The following is a 17,063-nucleotide window of genomic DNA, read 5'->3' on the forward strand; positions in this document are numbered from 1 at the left end:
CCCTTGCCCCATCAGAACTTCAACCTGCCGTAACTTCGAGACAATCTCTTCGGGCTTCGGTCGCTTGTTTGCCATTCTCAGTCCTCCGTTTCCTAAACATAACGGTGGACCCGTTCAGTTGGGGAGGCTCACTGTCTTCTGGAAGGTTGAACCCGGCCAGTTTCTCAAACTGAACCGGGCTTGCAACAGGGTCAGAGACACTCGGCCAGAGTTTTTGCCATGTTGAGAATAACTTGCGGGTAGAGATCGGCTCCGGGTTCCAGATCAGAGCCCAGCGGATCGATTACGCCCGTTTTCGCCTCGGTCCCGTCTAGCACGGTTTTGACGATACCGGGGTTGAATTGCGGCTCGGCGAGAACGCAGTTGATACCTTCTTCGCGGATACGGGTTTGAATCTCGGCGATACGAGCCGGGCTCGGGTCCGAGGCGTCGGCGATGGAAATCGCACCTGCGGCCGGAAAGTCAAATGCATCCTCGAAATACTGGTAGGCGTCGTGGAACACGACGAAACTTCCTCCGCGAACCGGTCCAAGCGTCTCGGCCACTTGTGCGGACAGCGCGGCCATCTCAGCGCGCGCGGCTGTGGCATTGGCAAAATATGCACCTGCATTGTCCGGGTCGGCAGACGACAGCTGCGCGGCGATCAGATTCAGCCAGGTTTCTGCATTTGCCGGTGAAAGCCACGCATGTGGGTCGTGCTCGCCATGCGCGTGATCATGATGCTCATCATGCTTGTCTTGATCGGCATGTTCTTCGTGATCGTGATCATCATCCTTGACGTGGTCGTCGTGATCATGCTCGTGGTCATCATCCTTTGCATGGTCGTCGTGACCATGTTCATGATCATCATGATCGTGCCCGTCGTCTTCGATGTGCTCATCATCATGATCATGTTCGTCTTCGCCGCCATGATCGTGTGCCTCGAAAACAGCGCTTTCGCGGAACTCCAGAAGAACCGTACCATCCGCGTCAAGAAGGGACGTGACCGTCGCACTGTCGGCAAGGGTTTCGATGGCACTTTCCATCCAAGGTGTCAGGTCTTCTCCTACCCAGAACACCAGATCGGCATCCTGCAATGCGGCCGCCTCGGACGGGCGCAGGTTGTATTCATGGGGCGAGGCACCGGGTGCGACGATCAGGGCCGGTGTTCCGACGCCATCCATAACCCGGGAAACGAGCGAGTGGATCGGTGCGATATCGACCGCGACGTTCGGAAAGTCCGCGATGGCCGTTCCTCCCATCAATGCAACCGTGATCGAAACTGGAAGAAGCTTTCTGGACATCAGACCCTCTGTGTGATTTTATAACGTTACGAGTGGCAATACATGATATGAAATAACATGACAAGCGATACGAACCCTGTCTCTGTCGATGAGGCGGCCCCGGTCGGGTTTCAGGAACATGACCATCAGAGTTGCGTCAAAACTGCGTTGGTATCCGCCGAGGCGCGCTGCAAGGGCGAGGGGCTGCGCCTGACGCCGGTTCGCCGCAAGGTCTTGGAAATGCTGCTGCAAGAGCATCGGGCCCTTGGTGCCTATGCAATTCTTGACCGCCTGCGAGAGGAAGGGTTCGGATCTCAACCTCCGGTCGCCTATCGGGCGCTTGATTTCCTTGTTCAAAACGGGTTCGTTCACAAGATCGAGCGGCTGAATGCATTCGTTGCCTGCTCTCATCCCGGCGCGTCGCATTCGCCGGCATTCATGATTTGCAGAAAGTGCGATGCCGTTGCCGAGGCGCAGTCCACGCCGGCCAAAGGTGTTCTGGGTGCCGCTGCGCGCGCAGCGGGTTTCGAGATCGAAAGAACGGTTGTAGAAGCCGAGGGACTTTGCCCCGACTGCACCGAAAAGGCCTGAAAATGACGCTCGTCTCTGTCGAGAATCTCAGTGTTCGCTATGGTTCAAACACTGTTCTGAGCCATGTGGACATGGCTGTCGAACCCGGCGAGATCGTCACCATCGTCGGGCCGAACGGGTCGGGAAAAACCAGCCTGTTGCGCGCCATCATCGGTGCGACCAGGCCATGTGCCGGGCATGTATCGCTGAAACCCGGATTGAAGATCGGGTACGTGCCGCAGAAACTGCACGTGGATCCCACGCTGCCAATCTCGGTCGAGCGATTCATGCGACTGACAGACCGTGTCTCCGGCCGTCAGTGCGTCGAGGCATTGGAAAAAGCAGGCGTCCCGGATCTGTTGAAACGTCAGATGTCGCAACTGTCCGGCGGGCAGTTTCAGCGTGTGTTGCTGGCGCGGGCGTTGATCAACCAGCCTGACCTTCTGCTGCTGGATGAGGCAACCCAGGGGTTGGACCAGCGCGGATCGGCGAGTTTCTATCAGCAGATTGAGGCCGTGCGCCGCGAAACCGGATGTGCAATTCTGATGATCAGTCACGAATTGCACGTGGTCATGAGCGCCTCGGACCGGGTGATTTGTCTGAACGGCCATGTATGCTGTGAAGGATCGCCGGCGGTGGTCGCTTCGGCACCGGAATACCGGGCCTTGTTCGGAACGGGAACAGGCGGAGCGCTTGCCCTGTACCGGCACGAACATGATCACCATCACGACCATGATGCAAATCCTCAGGAAGCGGCGGAATGATGCTGGACGATTTCATGATGCGTGCAACGCTTGCAGGTATAGGGGTTGCGTTTGCGGCGGCGCCTCTTGGATGTTTCGTGGTGTGGCGCCGCATGGCGTATTTCGGTGACGCAACCGCACATGCCGCGATTCTGGGCGTGGCCCTGTCACTGACCTTTCAGATGTCGATCTTCACCGGTGCGCTGGCTGTTGCGTTGATTATGGCGCTGACGGTCACTTTGTTGGCGGGTCGTGGCTATGCGATGGACACGCTGCTGGGGGTCCTGGCGCATTCCGCCTTGGCTTTCGGTCTGGTTGCCGTTTCGTTTTTGTCCGGCGTCCGCATTGATTTGATGGCATATCTGTTCGGCGATATTCTTGCGGTATCCCGTTCGGATCTGCTTGTGATCTGGGGCGGCGCGGCGCTTGTCGTGGCGCTGATCGCCTGGCGATGGGCTCAGCTTTTGACGGCCACATTGAACGAGGAACTGGCCTATGCCAGTGGGTTCGACCCGAGGCGGGAACAGTTGATTCTGACTCTGTCTCTGGCGGTGACCGTGGCTGTTGCGATCAAGGTTGTGGGGGTATTGCTGATCGCGGCGATGCTGATCATTCCTGCGGCGGCGGCACGAAATCTGGCCCGATCGCCCGAATCAATGGCGTTGATAGCGGCAGCAATAGGCGCGATGTCCTCAGTTGCGGGGTTACGGGCAGCTTATGTGTTTGATACTCCGGCAGGGCCATCAATTGTCTGCGTCGCCGCAGTCTTGTTTGCCTGTCTCAGCGTGGTGGGGTGGCGAAGACAGGGCAGGGTGTGATGGATCTGAGCTCGATTGCGCTGACCAGGTAATCTCATTCGTTGTTCGGCACTTCAGGTGCGCACAGCACAAAAAAGGGCCCGCACACGGATTGCGGGCCCTTTCCGTTCCTTGACGATACAGCTTACTGCGGAATTTCGCCTTCCAGCCCTTCAACATAGAAGTTCATGCCTGCCAGCGTGCCATCGTCAGCGGTTTCGCCTTCAGCCAGCCAGTCACTGCCGTCCTGCTTCTTCAGCGGACCGGTGAACGCGTGATAGCTGCCATCTGCAAGGGCCGCCTTCAGGGCCAGAGCCTCTTCCTTGACATCTGCGGGAACCGCGTCCGAAATCTCGCCGATTTCAACCATTCCTGCTCCGATACCGTCCCAGGTGTTGGAAGACGTCCAGGTTCCGTCCATTACGGCTTTTGTCCGCGCGATGTAATAGGGGGCCCAGTTGTCGATGATCGATGACACACGCGGAAGCGGTGCGTACTCGCTCATGTCCGACGCCTGACCGAAGGTGATCACATTGCCGGCCTCTTGCGCTGCTGCTTGCGGCGCTGTCGAATCGGTGTGTTGCAGGATTACGTCCGCGCCCTGTTCGATCAAAACAGTGGCGGCGTCAGCTTCTTTCGCCGGGTCGAACCACGTGTAGGCCCAGACGATCTTGAACTCGACATCCGGGTTCACCTTCTTGGCGTGGATATAGGCCGAGTTGATGCCGCGGATCACCTCGGGGATCGGGTAGGAGCCGATATAACCGATGATGTTCGACTTGGTCATTTTACCGGCGATGTGGCCCTGAACCGCGCGACCTTCGTAGAAACGGGCCGAGTAGACCGAGACGTTGTCGGCGGTTTTATAGCCGGTTGCGTGCTCGAACTTCACGTCCGGGAATTTCTTGGCCACGTTGATGGTCGGGTCCATGTAGCCAAACGAGGTGGTAAAGATCAGATCCGCGCCTTCCAGCGCCATCTGAGTCATCACACGCTCGGCATCCGGGCCTTCGGGAACGGATTCAACGAATACGGTTTCAACCTTGTCGCCAAACTCTTTTTCAACGGCCTGCCGGCCCTTGTCATGTTCATAGGTCCAGCCGCCATCGCCGACCGGGCCGACATAGACGAAACCGACCTTGGTCTTGTCTTCGGCCATGGCCCCCGAGGTCAGACCCAGCGCCATGGCGGCGCTCGTCAGAAGTGTAGTGAATTTCATGTGTTACTCCCCAAGTTGGTACTGTTGGCCCCTAGTGTGAGGCATGGAAGGTCCGGCCCAGCGAGGCAGGTGCGCTGCTCTTGTCGGCCGAAAGGATCACAAGCACAAGGATCGTGATGATATAGGGCGACATTGCCAGATACTCGACGGGAATGGCAACGCCCGCTGCCTGCAAATTAAGCTGCAACACGGTAATGCCGCCGAACAAATAGGCACCCAGCAGGACACGCCACGGCTTCCAGCTTGCAAAGACAACAAGGGCCAATGCGATCCAGCCGACGCCGGCGGTCATGCCCTCGGTCCACTGCGGCACGCGGATCAGGCTGATATAGGCCCCGCCCAGACCGGCGCAGGCGCCGCCGAACATGATGGCCAGAATGCGGATCTTGATCACCTTGTAGCCAAGCGCATGCGCGGCATCGTGGTTTTCACCGACGGCCCGCAGGATCAGACCAACACGCGTGTATTTCAGCACCGCCCAGACGGTCGCCGTGATCGCGATGCCCAGGTACAGGATCGGGTCATGTTGAAACAGGATCGGGCCGACAACCGGGATATCGCTGATCAGCGGAATATGGATGTCGCCCATACTGGGGGGTTTGATCCCCACATAGCTCTGCCCGATCAGTGCGCTGAACCCAAGGCCAAACAGGGTCAGAGCCAGACCGCTGGCCACCTGATTGGCCAATGCAAACTGCGTCAACAAGACGAACAGCAGCGATAGAACGGCGCCGCCGATCGCGGCAGCAACAAAGCCCAGCCAGGGCGAGCCGGTCTCGACCGAAATCGCGAAGCCGCTGATCGCACCGACAATCATCATGCCTTCGACGCCTAGGTTCAGAACGCCTGCTTTCTCAACGACCAGCTCTCCGATCGCGGCCAGCAGCAAGGGGGTCGCGGCCACCATCAGTGAAGCGACCAGAAGTACGGGATTGATTTCACCAAGGTCCATGGGTCACGCCACCTCGTTACGGGCCGCACGGATGCGGTAGTTGGTCAATAGGTCGAAGGCCAGCAGGAAGAACAGCAGCATGCCCTGGAACACCTGAATGGCAGCGGCAGGCAGGCCCAGCTGCGACTGCGCGATTTCACCGCCGATATAGGTCAGCGCCATCAGTCCACCGGCCAGCAGAATGCCCACAGGGTGCAGACGGCCCAAAAAGGCCACGATGATGGCAGTGAAACCGTAGCCCACGTTGAAATCGATGCTGACAACGCCTGAAGGGCCGGAAACTTCGAACATGCCTGCAAGTCCTGCAAGCGCGCCGGACAAACCCAGACAGAACAGGATCAACCGGGCCGGGTTCACACCCGCAAATTTCGCGGCGCGCGGTGCTTCACCGGTCAGGCGGATGTGAAAGCCCAGCATGTGCCGGTTCAGCAGGACATAGGCAAAGATCACTGCGATCAACGCGGTCACAACACCCCAGTGCATGCCGGATCCGGCGATCAGTTCGGCATTGTGCGCACTGTCATAGGATTGCAGATTGCGGGACCCCGGAAAGCCGAACCCTTCGGGGTTCTTCAGCAAACCCAGAGAAACCGAGGCCAGCATCTGCTCGGCCACATAGACCAACATCAACGAGACGAGAATCTCGTTGGTGCCGAAACGCACCTTCAGGAAGGCGGGGATCATGGCCCACAACCAGCCGCCGAAGGCGCCGGCAATCACCATGATCGGAAAGATGTAGAAGGCATCCAAAGGGTAAAAGGCCAGCCCGGCACCCGCCCCGAAGATGGCGCCCATGATATACTGTCCCTCGGCCCCGATGTTCCAGATGCCTGCACGAAAGCCCAGCGACAGACCGATGGCGATAAGCACCAGCGGAGCGCCTTTCACCAGCAGCTGTGGGCGGTAATAAAAGGCGAATTCACCAAAAAGAGGTTCCCAGAAGATGGTGCCGATGGCCTCAACCGGATTCTTGCCCAGTATGGCAAACAATAACCCGCCAAAAAACATCGTCGCCAAAACTGCAACCAACGGCGTCGCATAAGACCAGACCCTGGAAGGCTGAGGACGTTTCTCCAGCAAAATCATCAGCTCGTTCCCCTGACTTCTTCATCTTTTTTCAAATGCTCTCGCCGAAGGCGGCCCAACAGATCACACATGCGCCACCTCCATTCCGTGGGCACCGCCCATCATCAGCCCGATTTCGTCCACTGTCAGTCCGGTTGTCGGACGTGGCGCGCTCAGGCGGCCCTCGTTCAGCGCAGCAAAGCTGTCCGAGATTTCCATCAACTCATCCAGATCCTGAGAGATGCAGACAACTGCCGTTCCCTTTGCCGCCAGGTCGAGGATTGCCTGCCGGATCGACGCGGCCGCCGCAGCATCCACGCCCCAGGTTGGCTGGTTCACCACCAGCACATCCGGGTTTTGCAGCACTTCGCGTCCGATCACGAATTTCTGCAGGTTCCCCCCGGACAAGGACCGCGCCGCGTTGTCCGGGCCTGGTGTCCGGACGTCAAAAATCTCGATGATCTTCTCCGCAAAGCTCTTGGTCTCGGCCCATTTCAGAAAGCCGTTGCTTTCCAGACCCTCTCGAACCGACCCGGTCAACAGGGCGTTTTCGGTCAGGCTCATGTTCGGGGCAGCGGCATGGCCCAGCCGTTCTTCGGGCGCGGTCAACACGCCAAGTTTGCGTCGCGCGGTCGGGCCCAGCTTGCCGATCGCCTGACCGTTGAACTTGATCGCGTCGGCAGATGTCAGAATTTCACCGGACAGGACGCCCAGCAATTCATCCTGCCCGTTGCCCGCAACGCCGCCAATGCCCAGAACCTCGCCCTTGCGGACGGTCAAATGCACGTTGCGCAATGCGGTGCCGAATTCTGACGGAGAAGGCACCGACAGCCCGCTGACATCCAGCGTCACTGCGCCAAATTCACGCCCCGAACGTTCCGGGGTTTGCAGGGCCGTTCCCACCATCAGTTCGGCCATGTCGCGGGCCGAGGTCTCAGACGGGACGCACTCGCCTACATTCTTGCCCAGACGTAGGATCGTGGCGTGGTCACACAGGGTCCGAATCTCTTCCAGCTTGTGCGAGATATACAAGATCGACGTGCCTTCGGACCGCAACTTGTTCAGCGTCTCGAACAGGATTTCGACCTCCTGCGGGGTCAGTACCGAGGTCGGTTCGTCCATGATCAGCAGTTTCGGGTCTTGCAGAAGGCAACGGATAATTTCAACACGCTGGCGTTCCCCGGCGGACAGATCGCCGACTGTGCGGAACGGATCCAGCGGCAGGCCGTAGGTTTCCGACACTTCGCGGATGCGCGAGGCCAGATCACCCATGGCGGGCGGGTTTTCCATCCCCAAGGCGATGTTCTCGGCCACGTTCAGCGCGTCAAACAGCGAAAAATGCTGGAACACCATCGCAATCCCGTCGGCCCGTGCGGAGCGGGGCTCGGGCGGCGCAAAAGGCTGACCGCGCAACAGCATGGTGCCACTGTCAGGTTTCACCAGCCCATAGATCATCTTGACCAGCGTGGATTTCCCGGCCCCGTTTTCCCCCAACAGGGCGTGAACTTCGCCCTCTCCGATGTCAAAGGACACCTGATCATTGGCAACGACACCGGGATAGGCTTTGGTCAACCCTTGCAGGCTCAGCAATGGAGTGGTCACGCGCTCAGGTCCTTCTTCAACTCATTCTGCCGGGCCGGGCGCAGCAGTTGCGCTGCGACGCCCACGGCGATCATCTGCGGGTGTTTGCCCAGCGACGGGTCACCAATCGGGCAGGTAATCCGGCTTATCCGGTCGGGCGGATGCCCAAGGGCCGCCAGCCGCGATCGGAACCGCGCCCATTTGGTAGCCGAGCCGATCAGTCCCGCAAAGCGGAAATCGTGCAAAAGCAGCCTGTTGCACAGTTCTAAATCCAGATTGTGTGAATAAGTCAGCACAAGGTGCTCGGCATTGGGCGGTGCATGTCGCACAAGTTCGGCCGGTTTCGTCGCTGGCAGATCGGTCACGCCTGCAGGAATCACGTCCGGAAAGCGCTCGGGGCCGGTATCGACCCAAGTGATCGCAAGATCGGGCAGGGGGGACAGAACATCCACCAGCGCCCGTCCGACGTGACCTGCGCCCCAGATCCACAGGTTTCGTGCCGGTTTATGCACCGGTTCGATCATCCAGCCGTCGATCAGGCGTGGTTCGGGTGCAATGCCCTGACTGCGTGCTGTCGCCAGCACTCGCTTGACCGAAAGAGGCGTGGCGCCACCGGATGCTGATCGTGCAATGATCGTATCATCCAGCGTTTCAACCTTCTTGAGATCATAGACTTCGCTGAACAACGAGACCGCTCCGCCGCAACATTGGCCCATGTCCGGTCCCAGCGTGTGATGCGTCAGGCGCGTGGCGACTGTTTGCGATCGTGCGGCCTCCGCGGCCTGGTATTCCAGCGTACCACCACCGATGGTTCCGCTTTGCCCGTCTTTCCAGACCAGCATCGCAGCACCCACCTCGCGCGGGGACGACCCTTTGATCCCGGCGATGACCACCCGAACCACTTTCCCGTGGGTTTTGACCGCCTCCCTCAAAGCCTCAAGGTCAAATCCCATCAGATGCCTCCCTTCATCCTCTGGACCCCGCGCCAAACCTCTTCGGCCGTGGCCGGAGCGTTCAGGGCCGGGTATCTGTCTCCGCAGGCGGCAATGGCGTTCGACAGCGCCAGCCAGGCCGAGATCCCCAGCATGAAAGGTGGCTCGCCCACAGCTTTCGAACGATAGATGGTGTCCTCGCGGTTTTCGCCATCCCAAAGCGTGACGTTGAAGATGTCCGGCCGGTCCGAGCAGGCCGGAATCTTGTAGGTCGAGGGCGCGTGCGTGCGCAGGTTGCCCGTGCCATCCCAGACCAGCTCTTCGGTCGTCAGCCACCCTGCACCCTGTACATAGCCGCCCTCAACCTGACCTATGTCCAAAGCTGGGTTCAGCGACGCGCCCGCGTCATGTAGGATATCCGTTCGCAGAATGCGGTTTTCACCGGTCAGAGTGTCCACCGCCACCTCGGTAACGGAAGCACCGTAGGCAAAGTAGAAGAAGGGGCGACCGCGCCCGGCGATCCGGTCCCACTCGATCTTGGGCGTCTTGTAGAACCCGGTCGCCGACAGGCTGACGCGCCCCTGATAGGCCAGTGCGGCGGCTTCGGCGAAGGTGTAACGCTCTTCTGAGACCGACACCTGCCCATCCGAGAACGTGACCGTCGATGGATCGGCCTGATGACGTTCCGCAAGATAGGCGGCCATCCGGTCGCGGATCGTGTCGCAAGCGGCCTTGACCGCCATGCCGTTCAGGTCACTGCCCGAAGATGCCGCCGTCGCAGACGTGTTCGGTACTTTCGCCGTGTCGGTTGCGGTGATTTTCACCATCTCCAGCGGTATGCCAAAGCGCGACGCGGCGACCTGTGCGACCTTCTGGAACAGGCCCTGGCCCATCTCGGTGCCGCCGTGATTCAAGTGGACTGATCCGTCCTGATAGACATGCACCAGCGCACCCGCCTGATTGAGGTGGGTCAGCGTGAACGAGATACCAAACTTGACCGGGGAAAAGGCGATGCCCTTTTTGATTACACTGTTCTCGGCATTCCATTTCGCGACAGCCGTCTTGCGCGCGGCATAGTCGCTGGATTTCAGCAACGCCTCGGTCATGCCGTGCAGTTCGAAATCGCTGACCTCCATCCCATAGGGTGTGGTGTTCCCGCCGGCGGGCAGAGGACGCACCGGTGCGTCACCCATTTCAACGGCGCCGCGGCTGGTCAGGTCTTCGTGCGGATCGGGATGCCCCAGTGGTTTTTCTGTCGGTGTGCTCTCGGTCACGGCGTGCGCGGGTGCGTAGTAATTCCGGCGGCGCAGCTCGACGGGATCCAAACCCAGCGCATGCGCGGCATGGTCCATGACCCGTTCGATGCCGACCATGCCCTGCGGGCCGCCGAACCCGCGATAGGCGGTGGCAGATTGGGTGTTGGTCTTCAAGCGGTGGCTTTCGATCCGGGCGTTCGGCAAAAGGTAGGCGTTGTCCGAGTGCAGCATCGCCCGGTCGGCCACGGGCAAGGACAGGTCCTGCGCCCAGCCGCAGATCGCATAGTGGAGGAATGAGACGCCCTGTATATGTCCATGCTCATCGAACCCGGCCTTGTACGAAATGCGGAAAGCGTGGCGTTTGCCCGTGATGATCATGTCATCGTCACGGTCATAGCGCATCTTGCAGGCCTTGCCGGTTGCGCGGGCGGCCACGGCGCAGGCCACTGCCAAAGCGTTGCCCTGACTTTCCTTGCCGCCAAACCCTCCGCCCATGCGGCGGGTCTCGACCCGGACGGCGTGCATCGGAACACCCAGAGCGTCGGCCACTTTGTGCTGAATCTCGGTCGGGTGCTGGGTCGAGCTGTGCACCAGCATATCCGCACCTTCATCCGGCACGGCCAGCGCGGCCTGACCTTCCAGATAGAAATGCTCCTGCCCGCCCAATTCAAACGAACCTTCGATCACATGCGGCGCACTGGCAATGGCCGCATCCGCATCGCCCTTGGCATAGATGCGTGGACCATCTTCAAACCGGCTGTCGGCGGCCAAGGCGTCCGCGATCGTCAGGATCGGCGTTTCTTCGGCATAGTCGACCTTGCCCAATCGCGCCGCTTTGCGGGCGGCCAGATGGCTGGTGGCAACGACCAGGAACACGGGCTGACCGATATAATGCACCGTGCCGTCCGACAGCAGCGGCTCATCGTGGATCGAGGGCGAGACATCGTTGGCAAATGGCAGATCCTGTGCCGTCATGACCATCACGACACCCTCGGCGTCTTTGACAGCCGACAGATCCATTGCGGTGATCTTGCCCTTGGCGATCGGGCTCAGGCCAAAGGCCAGGTGCAGCGTGCCCTTGGGTGTCGGGATGTCATCCACGTACCGCGCCGCGCCCGAAACGTGCAAAGGGGCGGCGTCGTGGGGCAGGGCTTGCGTCACACTCATGCTGACACCTCCAGCACATTGGTGATCTCGCCCTGATCTTCCAGGAAATACCGTTGCAGCATCGCCTTGGCGGTTTCCAGTCGATACAGGGCCGAGGCGCGCATATCCGTGAGTGGTGAAAAGTCGTCGGCAAACGATGGCAGCGCGGCGTCAACGGTCTTGCGCGTCCACGGTTTGCCGATCAAAGCGGCCTCGACATGGGTTGCCCGTTTCGGAACAGCAGCCATGCCACCATAGGCGATGCGCGCCTGTGTGACGCTGCCCTCCGAAACGGTTATGTTGAAACAGCCGCAGACGGCCGAGATATCCTGATCGAACCGTTTGCTGAGCTTGTAAGCCTTCAGGCGATCTGGCTGGCGGGGGAAGCTGACGGCTTCCACAAACTCGCCCGGAACCCGATCCTGTTTGCCGTAGTCGATGAAGAACTCTTCCAGCGGGATCGACCGCCGCTCGTCGCCCTTGCGCAGGTGCAGTGTCGCGTTCAATGCGATCAGCGCAGGCGGGTTGTCCCCGATGGGCGAACCGTTGGCGATGTTGCCTCCGACCGTGGCCGCATGGCGAACCTGAACGCTGGCATAGCGTCGGATCATCTCGGCATAGGACGGATGCAGATCGACCAATGCATCTGCCATGCGATTCATGTCGACCATGGCACCAAAGCTGACTTCATCGTCGGTGATCGTGATCTCTTTCAGATCGTCACATCGGTTGAGGAAGATCACCGGGTCAAGTTCACGCAATTGTTTCGTGACCCAAAGGCCCACATCGGTCGCACCAGCGACCAGAGTCGCATTCGGGTTCTCGGCATACACGGCGGCCAATTCGTCGGATGAGGTTGGCAGCATGCGCGAAGCGGCAATCGTTGCAGGTGGTTTATCTTTGACCCAAACCGGAACGGGCTGTTCCTCGGCCGCTTTCGCTGCGCGAACGATCGGCGCATAGCCGGTGCAGCGGCACAGGTTGCCTGCAAGCAAAGTGTCATGGTCCGTTGCGCCATTCGTGTGCCCGGCCACCATCGACATGACGAAACCGGGTGTGCAGAAGCCGCATTGCGAGCCGTGCAGATCAACCATTGCCTGCTGAACCGGGTGCGCTTCGCCATTCGGGCCGCTGGCACCTTCGACCGTGCGCACCGCTTTGCCATGCAGTTGCGGCAGAAACAGAATGCACGAGTTCAGGGCCTTGGCGCCTTGGTCATCCGTCACCATCACGGTGCAAGCCCCGCAATCGCCTTCGTTGCAGCCTTCCTTGGTGCCGGTCAGGCCGCGATCTTCGCGCAGCCAATCCAGCAGGGTGGCTGTCGGATCGATATCAGCCAACTCCACTGTCTCTCCGTTCAGAAGAAACGTGATGTTCATTCGAGAAACCCGTCGCCTTACCCGGTTGCGCCCTTGTGGCCCTCCTTCGATGCGACGTAGAAAGAGTGGCGGGCGAATTGCTTGCCATGAGATGTTAGAAACAGCGCGGCTTGTCTGGCAAGAAAAACCGCCTCTGTTATACACCATTAGACGTATACGGCCTGTTGCCGTCTTGTCCGATTAATGGGCAGCCACTTGTAAATAAAGCGGTTTTTGATTGCGGCGCCCAGTCAATCCCGAAGCACCTTCTGAAAAAGCCGAATAATCAATGGCGATATTTTTGCGGCATACGTGGCGCGGTTCCGCCTTTTGTCGCACAGCCGGCTGGGGTAGCTTGGGCGTCATGAGCAGCTCTCCACGATTCATCCACCTCCGCGTTCACACTGAATATTCCCTTCTGGAAGGCGCCGTGCGGCTGAAAAAGCTGCCGGGCCTCTGCGAGAAGATGGAGATGCCAGCCGTTGCCGTAACGGATACCAATTCGATGTTTTCGGCGCTGGAATTCTCGGTCACCGCAAGCGGCGCCGGGGTACAGCCGATCATGGGGTGCCAGGTCGATCTGACCTATGTCCAGGCCCAGCCGGGCGAGAAGCCAAAGACGCCCGCGCCTCTGGTGCTGCTGGCGCAGTCCGAGACCGGGTACGAAAACCTGATGAAACTCAGCACGTGTCTCTACGTGGACAAGGGCGGGCAACTGCCTCAGGTCACTTTGGAAGAACTGGCCGACCGATCTGAAGGGTTGATCTGCCTGTCAGGTGGACCTGACGGCCCGGTGGGAATGCTACTGCAACAGGGTCAGCGCCCGGCGGCCGAAGCGTTGGTCGATCGGCTGGCGGCAATGTTCCCCAACCGGTTTTATATCGAGCTTCAGCGCCATCCGGGTGAAGATGGCCAGCCCGAGGCCGAACGCCTGACAGAACGCGGCCATGTCGAGATGGCTTATGCCAAGAACCTGCCGCTGGTCGCCACGAATGACGTCTATTTCCCGACGCCGGACATGTACGAAGCTCATGACGCGCTGATCTGCATATCGGAAGGGGCCTATGTCGACCAGCAGGAAGGCCGCCGTCGGCTGACGGCGCAGCACTACTTCAAGTCACAACAAGAGATGGCGACCCTGTTCGCCGACTTGCCCGAGGCCATCGAAAACACCGTCGAGATCGCCAGACGCTGTGCGTTCATGGCCTATCGACGCGACCCGATCCTGCCAAAATTTGCGGATGACGAGGTGGCCGAGCTGCGGCGCATCGCCAATGACGGCTTGCAGAAACGTCTGGCCGTGATCCCGCATGCCGTGACGCCCGAGGAGTACCAGGAACGTCTGGATTTCGAACTGGGCATCATCGAAAGCATGGGTTTCCCCGGCTACTTTCTGATCGTCGCGGATTTCATTCAATGGGCCAAGGATCACGACATTCCGGTCGGGCCGGGGCGGGGCTCGGGCGCGGGCTCGCTGGTGGCCTATGCGCTGACGATCACCGACCTTGACCCGCTGCGCTACAGCCTGCTGTTTGAACGGTTCCTGAACCCCGAGCGGGTCTCGATGCCCGACTTCGACATCGACTTTTGCATGGACCGCCGTGAAGAAGTGATCCGCTATGTGCAGCAGAAATACGGCCGCGACAAGGTGGGGCAGATCATCACCTTCGGTGCGTTGCTGTCGAAGGCTGCCGTGCGCGATATCGGGCGGGTGCTGCAGATGCCTTACGGGCAGGTGGATCGTCTGTCCAAGATGATCCCGGTTGAAGGCGTCAAACCTGTCTCCATCGAAAAGGCGTTGAAAGACGAACCGCGTCTGCGCGAAGAGGCGCGGAATGAAGAGGTTGTTGACCGTCTGCTGACCTATGGCCAGCAGGTCGAGGGGCTGTTGCGCAATGCCTCGACCCACGCGGCCGGTGTGGTGATCGGTGACCGGCCGCTGGATGCGCTGGTGCCGCTTTATCAGGATCCGCGCTCGGATATGCCTGCGACCCAGTTTAACATGAAATGGGTGGAACAGGCCGGGCTGGTAAAGTTCGACTTTCTGGGTCTGAAGACCCTGACCGTGATTCAGAACGCAATGGACCTAATTTTCAAATCCGGGCGTCCCTTGCACATCGCCGCCGATGGCACCGAACTTTATGAGCCCGCTGAGGGGGCTGAAAACCAGATCAACGCTATCCCGCTGGATGATGAGGCGACGTACAAGCTTTATTCCGCAGCCAAGACCGTGGCGGTGTTCCAGGTGGAAAGCTCGGGCATGATGGACGCGCTCAAGCGCATGAAACCCACCTGCATCGAGGATATCGTGGCGCTTGTGGCGCTCTACCGTCCCGGCCCGATGGAGAACATCCCCACCTATTGCGAGGTCAAGAACGGCCTACGCGAAATCACCTCGGTCCACCCGCTGATCGATCATATCCTGGAAGAAACGCAGGGCATCATCGTCTATCAGGAGCAGGTGATGCAGATCGCCCAGGTCATGGCGGGATACAGCCTTGGTGGCGCCGACCTGCTACGCCGTGCGATGGGCAAGAAGATCAAAGAGGCGATGGACGCCGAACGCCCGAAATTCGAGGCCGGTGCAGCCAAGAACGGCGTGGACGCCAAGAAGGCTTCCGAGGTGTTCGACCTGCTGGAGAAATTCGCCAACTACGGCTTCAACAAGTCGCACGCGGCGGCCTACGCGGTGGTCAGCTACCAGACCGGCTGGCTCAAGGCGAACCACCCGGTCGAGTTCATGGCCGGGGTCATGAACTGCGATATCCACCTGACCGACAAGCTGGCGGTGTATTTCGAAGAGGTCCGCAAGGGGCTGGGCCTGCCTTACGTGCCGCCCTGCGTGAACCGCTCGCTGGCGACCTTCGACGTGGTGGATGGTCAGCTGGTCTATGCGCTGGGCGCGCTCAAGAATGTCGGCGTCGAGGCGATGAACCTTGTGGTGAAGGGCAGGGGAGACAAGCCTTTCGTCAACCTCTTTGACTTTGCCCGCCGGGTCGATTTGAAGAAGGTCGGTAAACGTCCGCTGGAAATGCTGGCGCGTGCCGGCGCTTTTGATGAGCTCGACAAGAACCGTCGCCGCGTGTTCGAAAGCCTTGACCGTCTGGTACAGTATTCGGCGGCGATCCATGAACAGAAAAACTCCAATCAGGTGTCTCTGTTCGGTGAGGCAGGCGACGACCTGCCCGAACCGCGCCTGTCGCCGACGCCCGACTGGCTGCCGGCCGAGCGCCTCAGCGAAGAATTCAAGGCCATCGGCTTCTATCTCTCGGGGCATCCGCTGGACGATTACATGCCCGCGCTGAAGCGCAAACAGGTGCTGACGCTGGATGAGGTTACGGAAAAGGCCCGGTCTGGTCCGCTCATCGCAAAGATGGCAGGGGTTGTCGCCGGGCGGCAGGAACGGAAATCGGCCAAGGGCAACCGCTTTGCTTTCGTTCAAATGTCTGATCCCACCGGCGCCTATGAGGTCACGCTGTTTTCGGACACGCTGGAGAAGTGTCGCGAGTTTCTGGAAACCGGCGCGCAGGTCGTGCTGACTGCCGAGGCAACGATGGAAGCCGATCAGCTCAAGCTGCTGGGCCGCTCGGTTGGTCCTGCGGATTCCCTCGTGGCCGAGGCCGGAGCAACTGGGCTGCGAATTTACGTTGACGAAGCACAGGCCGTACCAACGGTGGCCAAGGTTTTGGAAGACGCCGCCTCTGCCGCGAAAGGGGCTGCACGGGGACCAGTCCAGTTCATGTTGCTGGACCCCAGCCTGCCCGGCGATGTTGAGATGGAACTGGGACGTGAATTCCCCATCAACCCGCAGATCAAGGGCGCGATCAAATCCCTTGAAGGCGTCATGACCGTCGAAGAGATATGATACCGCTTTGTTGCCAGACTGTTGGTGCCCCGCTAGGCTGACTTGACAGAGATGTCTTTAGGTCATGCCACAGGAGGGCGTTGTTATGACAATAACGGGTCTCAAGTTCAGAAAGATTGTATTCGGCGCAGCAGCGACGCTGGCTTTGGTTTCGGCCTCAGCTGGTCTGGCGGATGACAAGAAAAAAGAAAACACGATCAAAGGCGCCGTGATTGGCGCGGGTGTCGGCGCGCTGATCGGCGACGGCAAAGGTGCCGCCGCCGGAGCGGTGGCCGGTGCGCTGATCGGCGCGAATTCCAAGTAAGCGGAGGAGCATC

The 17,063-nt window shown here is 59.8% G+C and carries 14 protein-coding genes; 5 read left to right on the forward strand and 9 right to left on the reverse strand.

What is annotated here, in order from left to right; genetic code table 11:
* Positions 1-191: 191 nt before the first annotated feature.
* Positions 192-1,283, reverse strand: coding sequence for a zinc ABC transporter substrate-binding protein (locus tag GOW09_RS13385; protein WP_171119060.1), 1,092 nt, complete (start codon positions 1,281-1,283; stop codon positions 192-194).
* A gap of 57 nt (positions 1,284-1,340) precedes the next feature.
* Here GOW09_RS13385 and GOW09_RS13390 point away from each other — a divergent pair, with 57 nt between their 5' ends.
* From GOW09_RS13390 to GOW09_RS13400, 3 genes are read left to right on the forward strand one after another with little or no spacing between them, the layout of a single operon-like run.
* Positions 1,341-1,853 (forward strand): Fur family transcriptional regulator, encoded by a 513-nt coding sequence (locus GOW09_RS13390; RefSeq protein ID WP_171119062.1) that lies wholly within the window; start codon positions 1,341-1,343, stop codon positions 1,851-1,853.
* Positions 1,854-1,855: 2 nt separating this feature from the next.
* Positions 1,856-2,596 (forward strand): metal ABC transporter ATP-binding protein, encoded by a 741-nt coding sequence (locus GOW09_RS13395; protein WP_171119064.1) that lies wholly within the window; start codon positions 1,856-1,858, stop codon positions 2,594-2,596.
* A complete protein-coding gene (locus GOW09_RS13400) occupies positions 2,596-3,393 on the forward strand; it encodes a metal ABC transporter permease (RefSeq protein WP_171119393.1) in 798 nt (265 codons plus the stop codon). The genes GOW09_RS13395 and GOW09_RS13400 overlap by 1 nt, the downstream gene beginning before the upstream one ends.
* 124 nt (positions 3,394-3,517) lie before the next feature.
* Here GOW09_RS13400 and GOW09_RS13405 read toward each other — a convergent pair whose 3' ends face one another.
* From GOW09_RS13405 to GOW09_RS13440, 8 genes are all read right to left on the reverse strand, one after another.
* Positions 3,518-4,591: a BMP family ABC transporter substrate-binding protein gene (locus GOW09_RS13405; RefSeq protein WP_171119066.1), complete on the reverse strand. Its 1,074-nt coding sequence runs from the start codon at positions 4,589-4,591 to the stop codon at positions 3,518-3,520.
* A gap of 31 nt (positions 4,592-4,622) precedes the next feature.
* The gene (locus GOW09_RS13410; RefSeq protein ID WP_171119068.1) at positions 4,623-5,543 is read right to left on the reverse strand and encodes an ABC transporter permease; all 921 of its coding nucleotides are present in this window, start codon (positions 5,541-5,543) and stop codon (positions 4,623-4,625) included.
* A 3-nt stretch (positions 5,544-5,546) separates the two neighbouring features.
* Positions 5,547-6,629 carry an ABC transporter permease gene (locus GOW09_RS13415; protein WP_171119070.1) on the reverse strand — a complete coding sequence of 361 codons (1,083 nt, stop codon included), beginning with the start codon at positions 6,627-6,629 and terminating at the stop codon, positions 5,547-5,549.
* Positions 6,630-6,692: 63 nt separating this feature from the next.
* Positions 6,693-8,210 (reverse strand): ABC transporter ATP-binding protein, encoded by a 1,518-nt coding sequence (locus tag GOW09_RS13420; RefSeq protein ID WP_152460137.1) that lies wholly within the window; start codon positions 8,208-8,210, stop codon positions 6,693-6,695.
* Entirely contained in the window at positions 8,207-9,142 is a 936-nt protein-coding gene (gene xdhC, locus GOW09_RS13425; RefSeq protein WP_171119072.1) for a xanthine dehydrogenase accessory protein XdhC, read from the reverse strand. The genes GOW09_RS13420 and xdhC overlap by 4 nt, the downstream gene beginning before the upstream one ends.
* Positions 9,142-11,544 (reverse strand): xanthine dehydrogenase molybdopterin binding subunit, encoded by a 2,403-nt coding sequence (xdhB, locus tag GOW09_RS13430; protein ID WP_171119074.1) that lies wholly within the window; start codon positions 11,542-11,544, stop codon positions 9,142-9,144. Before xdhB ends, xdhC begins: the two co-directional genes overlap by 1 nt.
* The gene (gene xdhA / locus GOW09_RS13435) at positions 11,541-12,902 is read right to left on the reverse strand and encodes a xanthine dehydrogenase small subunit (protein ID WP_171119076.1); all 1,362 of its coding nucleotides are present in this window, start codon (positions 12,900-12,902) and stop codon (positions 11,541-11,543) included. The genes xdhB and xdhA overlap by 4 nt, the downstream gene beginning before the upstream one ends.
* 180 nt (positions 12,903-13,082) lie before the next feature.
* The gene (locus tag GOW09_RS13440) at positions 13,083-13,247 is read right to left on the reverse strand and encodes a hypothetical protein (RefSeq protein ID WP_171119079.1); all 165 of its coding nucleotides are present in this window, start codon (positions 13,245-13,247) and stop codon (positions 13,083-13,085) included.
* Between GOW09_RS13440 and dnaE the strand changes: the two genes are divergently transcribed.
* A complete protein-coding gene (gene dnaE, locus GOW09_RS13445; protein ID WP_171119080.1) occupies positions 13,246-16,746 on the forward strand; it encodes a DNA polymerase III subunit alpha in 3,501 nt (1,166 codons plus the stop codon). The genes GOW09_RS13440 and dnaE overlap by 2 nt on opposite strands.
* 85 nt (positions 16,747-16,831) lie before the next feature.
* Positions 16,832-17,050 (forward strand): hypothetical protein, encoded by a 219-nt coding sequence (locus GOW09_RS13450; RefSeq protein ID WP_171119082.1) that lies wholly within the window; start codon positions 16,832-16,834, stop codon positions 17,048-17,050.
* Positions 17,051-17,063 lie beyond the last annotated feature (13 nt).

The organism is Ruegeria sp. HKCCA5463 (assembly GCF_013034175.1).
Lineage (GTDB): Bacteria > Pseudomonadota > Alphaproteobacteria > Rhodobacterales > Rhodobacteraceae > Ruegeria.

Excerpts from the sequence above, each read along its gene's own strand:
- GOW09_RS13385 (WP_171119060.1), bottom strand. The coding sequence starts at position 1,283 with ATGTCCAGAAAGCTTCTTCCAGTTTCGATCACGGTTGCATTGATGGGA.
- GOW09_RS13390 (WP_171119062.1), top strand. The coding sequence starts at position 1,341 with ATGACAAGCGATACGAACCCTGTCTCTGTCGATGAGGCGGCCCCGGTC.
- GOW09_RS13395 (WP_171119064.1), top strand. The coding sequence starts at position 1,856 with ATGACGCTCGTCTCTGTCGAGAATCTCAGTGTTCGCTATGGTTCAAAC.
- GOW09_RS13400 (WP_171119393.1), top strand. The coding sequence starts at position 2,596 with ATGCTGGACGATTTCATGATGCGTGCAACGCTTGCAGGTATAGGGGTT.
- GOW09_RS13405 (WP_171119066.1), bottom strand. The coding sequence starts at position 4,591 with ATGAAATTCACTACACTTCTGACGAGCGCCGCCATGGCGCTGGGTCTG.
- GOW09_RS13410 (WP_171119068.1), bottom strand. The coding sequence starts at position 5,543 with ATGGACCTTGGTGAAATCAATCCCGTACTTCTGGTCGCTTCACTGATG.
- GOW09_RS13415 (WP_171119070.1), bottom strand. The coding sequence starts at position 6,629 with ATGATTTTGCTGGAGAAACGTCCTCAGCCTTCCAGGGTCTGGTCTTAT.
- xdhC (WP_171119072.1), bottom strand. The coding sequence starts at position 9,142 with ATGGGATTTGACCTTGAGGCTTTGAGGGAGGCGGTCAAAACCCACGGG.
- xdhB (WP_171119074.1), bottom strand. The coding sequence starts at position 11,544 with ATGAGTGTGACGCAAGCCCTGCCCCACGACGCCGCCCCTTTGCACGTT.
- xdhA (WP_171119076.1), bottom strand. The coding sequence starts at position 12,902 with ATGAACATCACGTTTCTTCTGAACGGAGAGACAGTGGAGTTGGCTGAT.
- dnaE (WP_171119080.1), top strand. The coding sequence starts at position 13,246 with ATGAGCAGCTCTCCACGATTCATCCACCTCCGCGTTCACACTGAATAT.
- GOW09_RS13440 (WP_171119079.1), bottom strand. The coding sequence starts at position 13,247 with ATGACGCCCAAGCTACCCCAGCCGGCTGTGCGACAAAAGGCGGAACCG.
- GOW09_RS13450 (WP_171119082.1), top strand. The coding sequence starts at position 16,832 with ATGACAATAACGGGTCTCAAGTTCAGAAAGATTGTATTCGGCGCAGCA.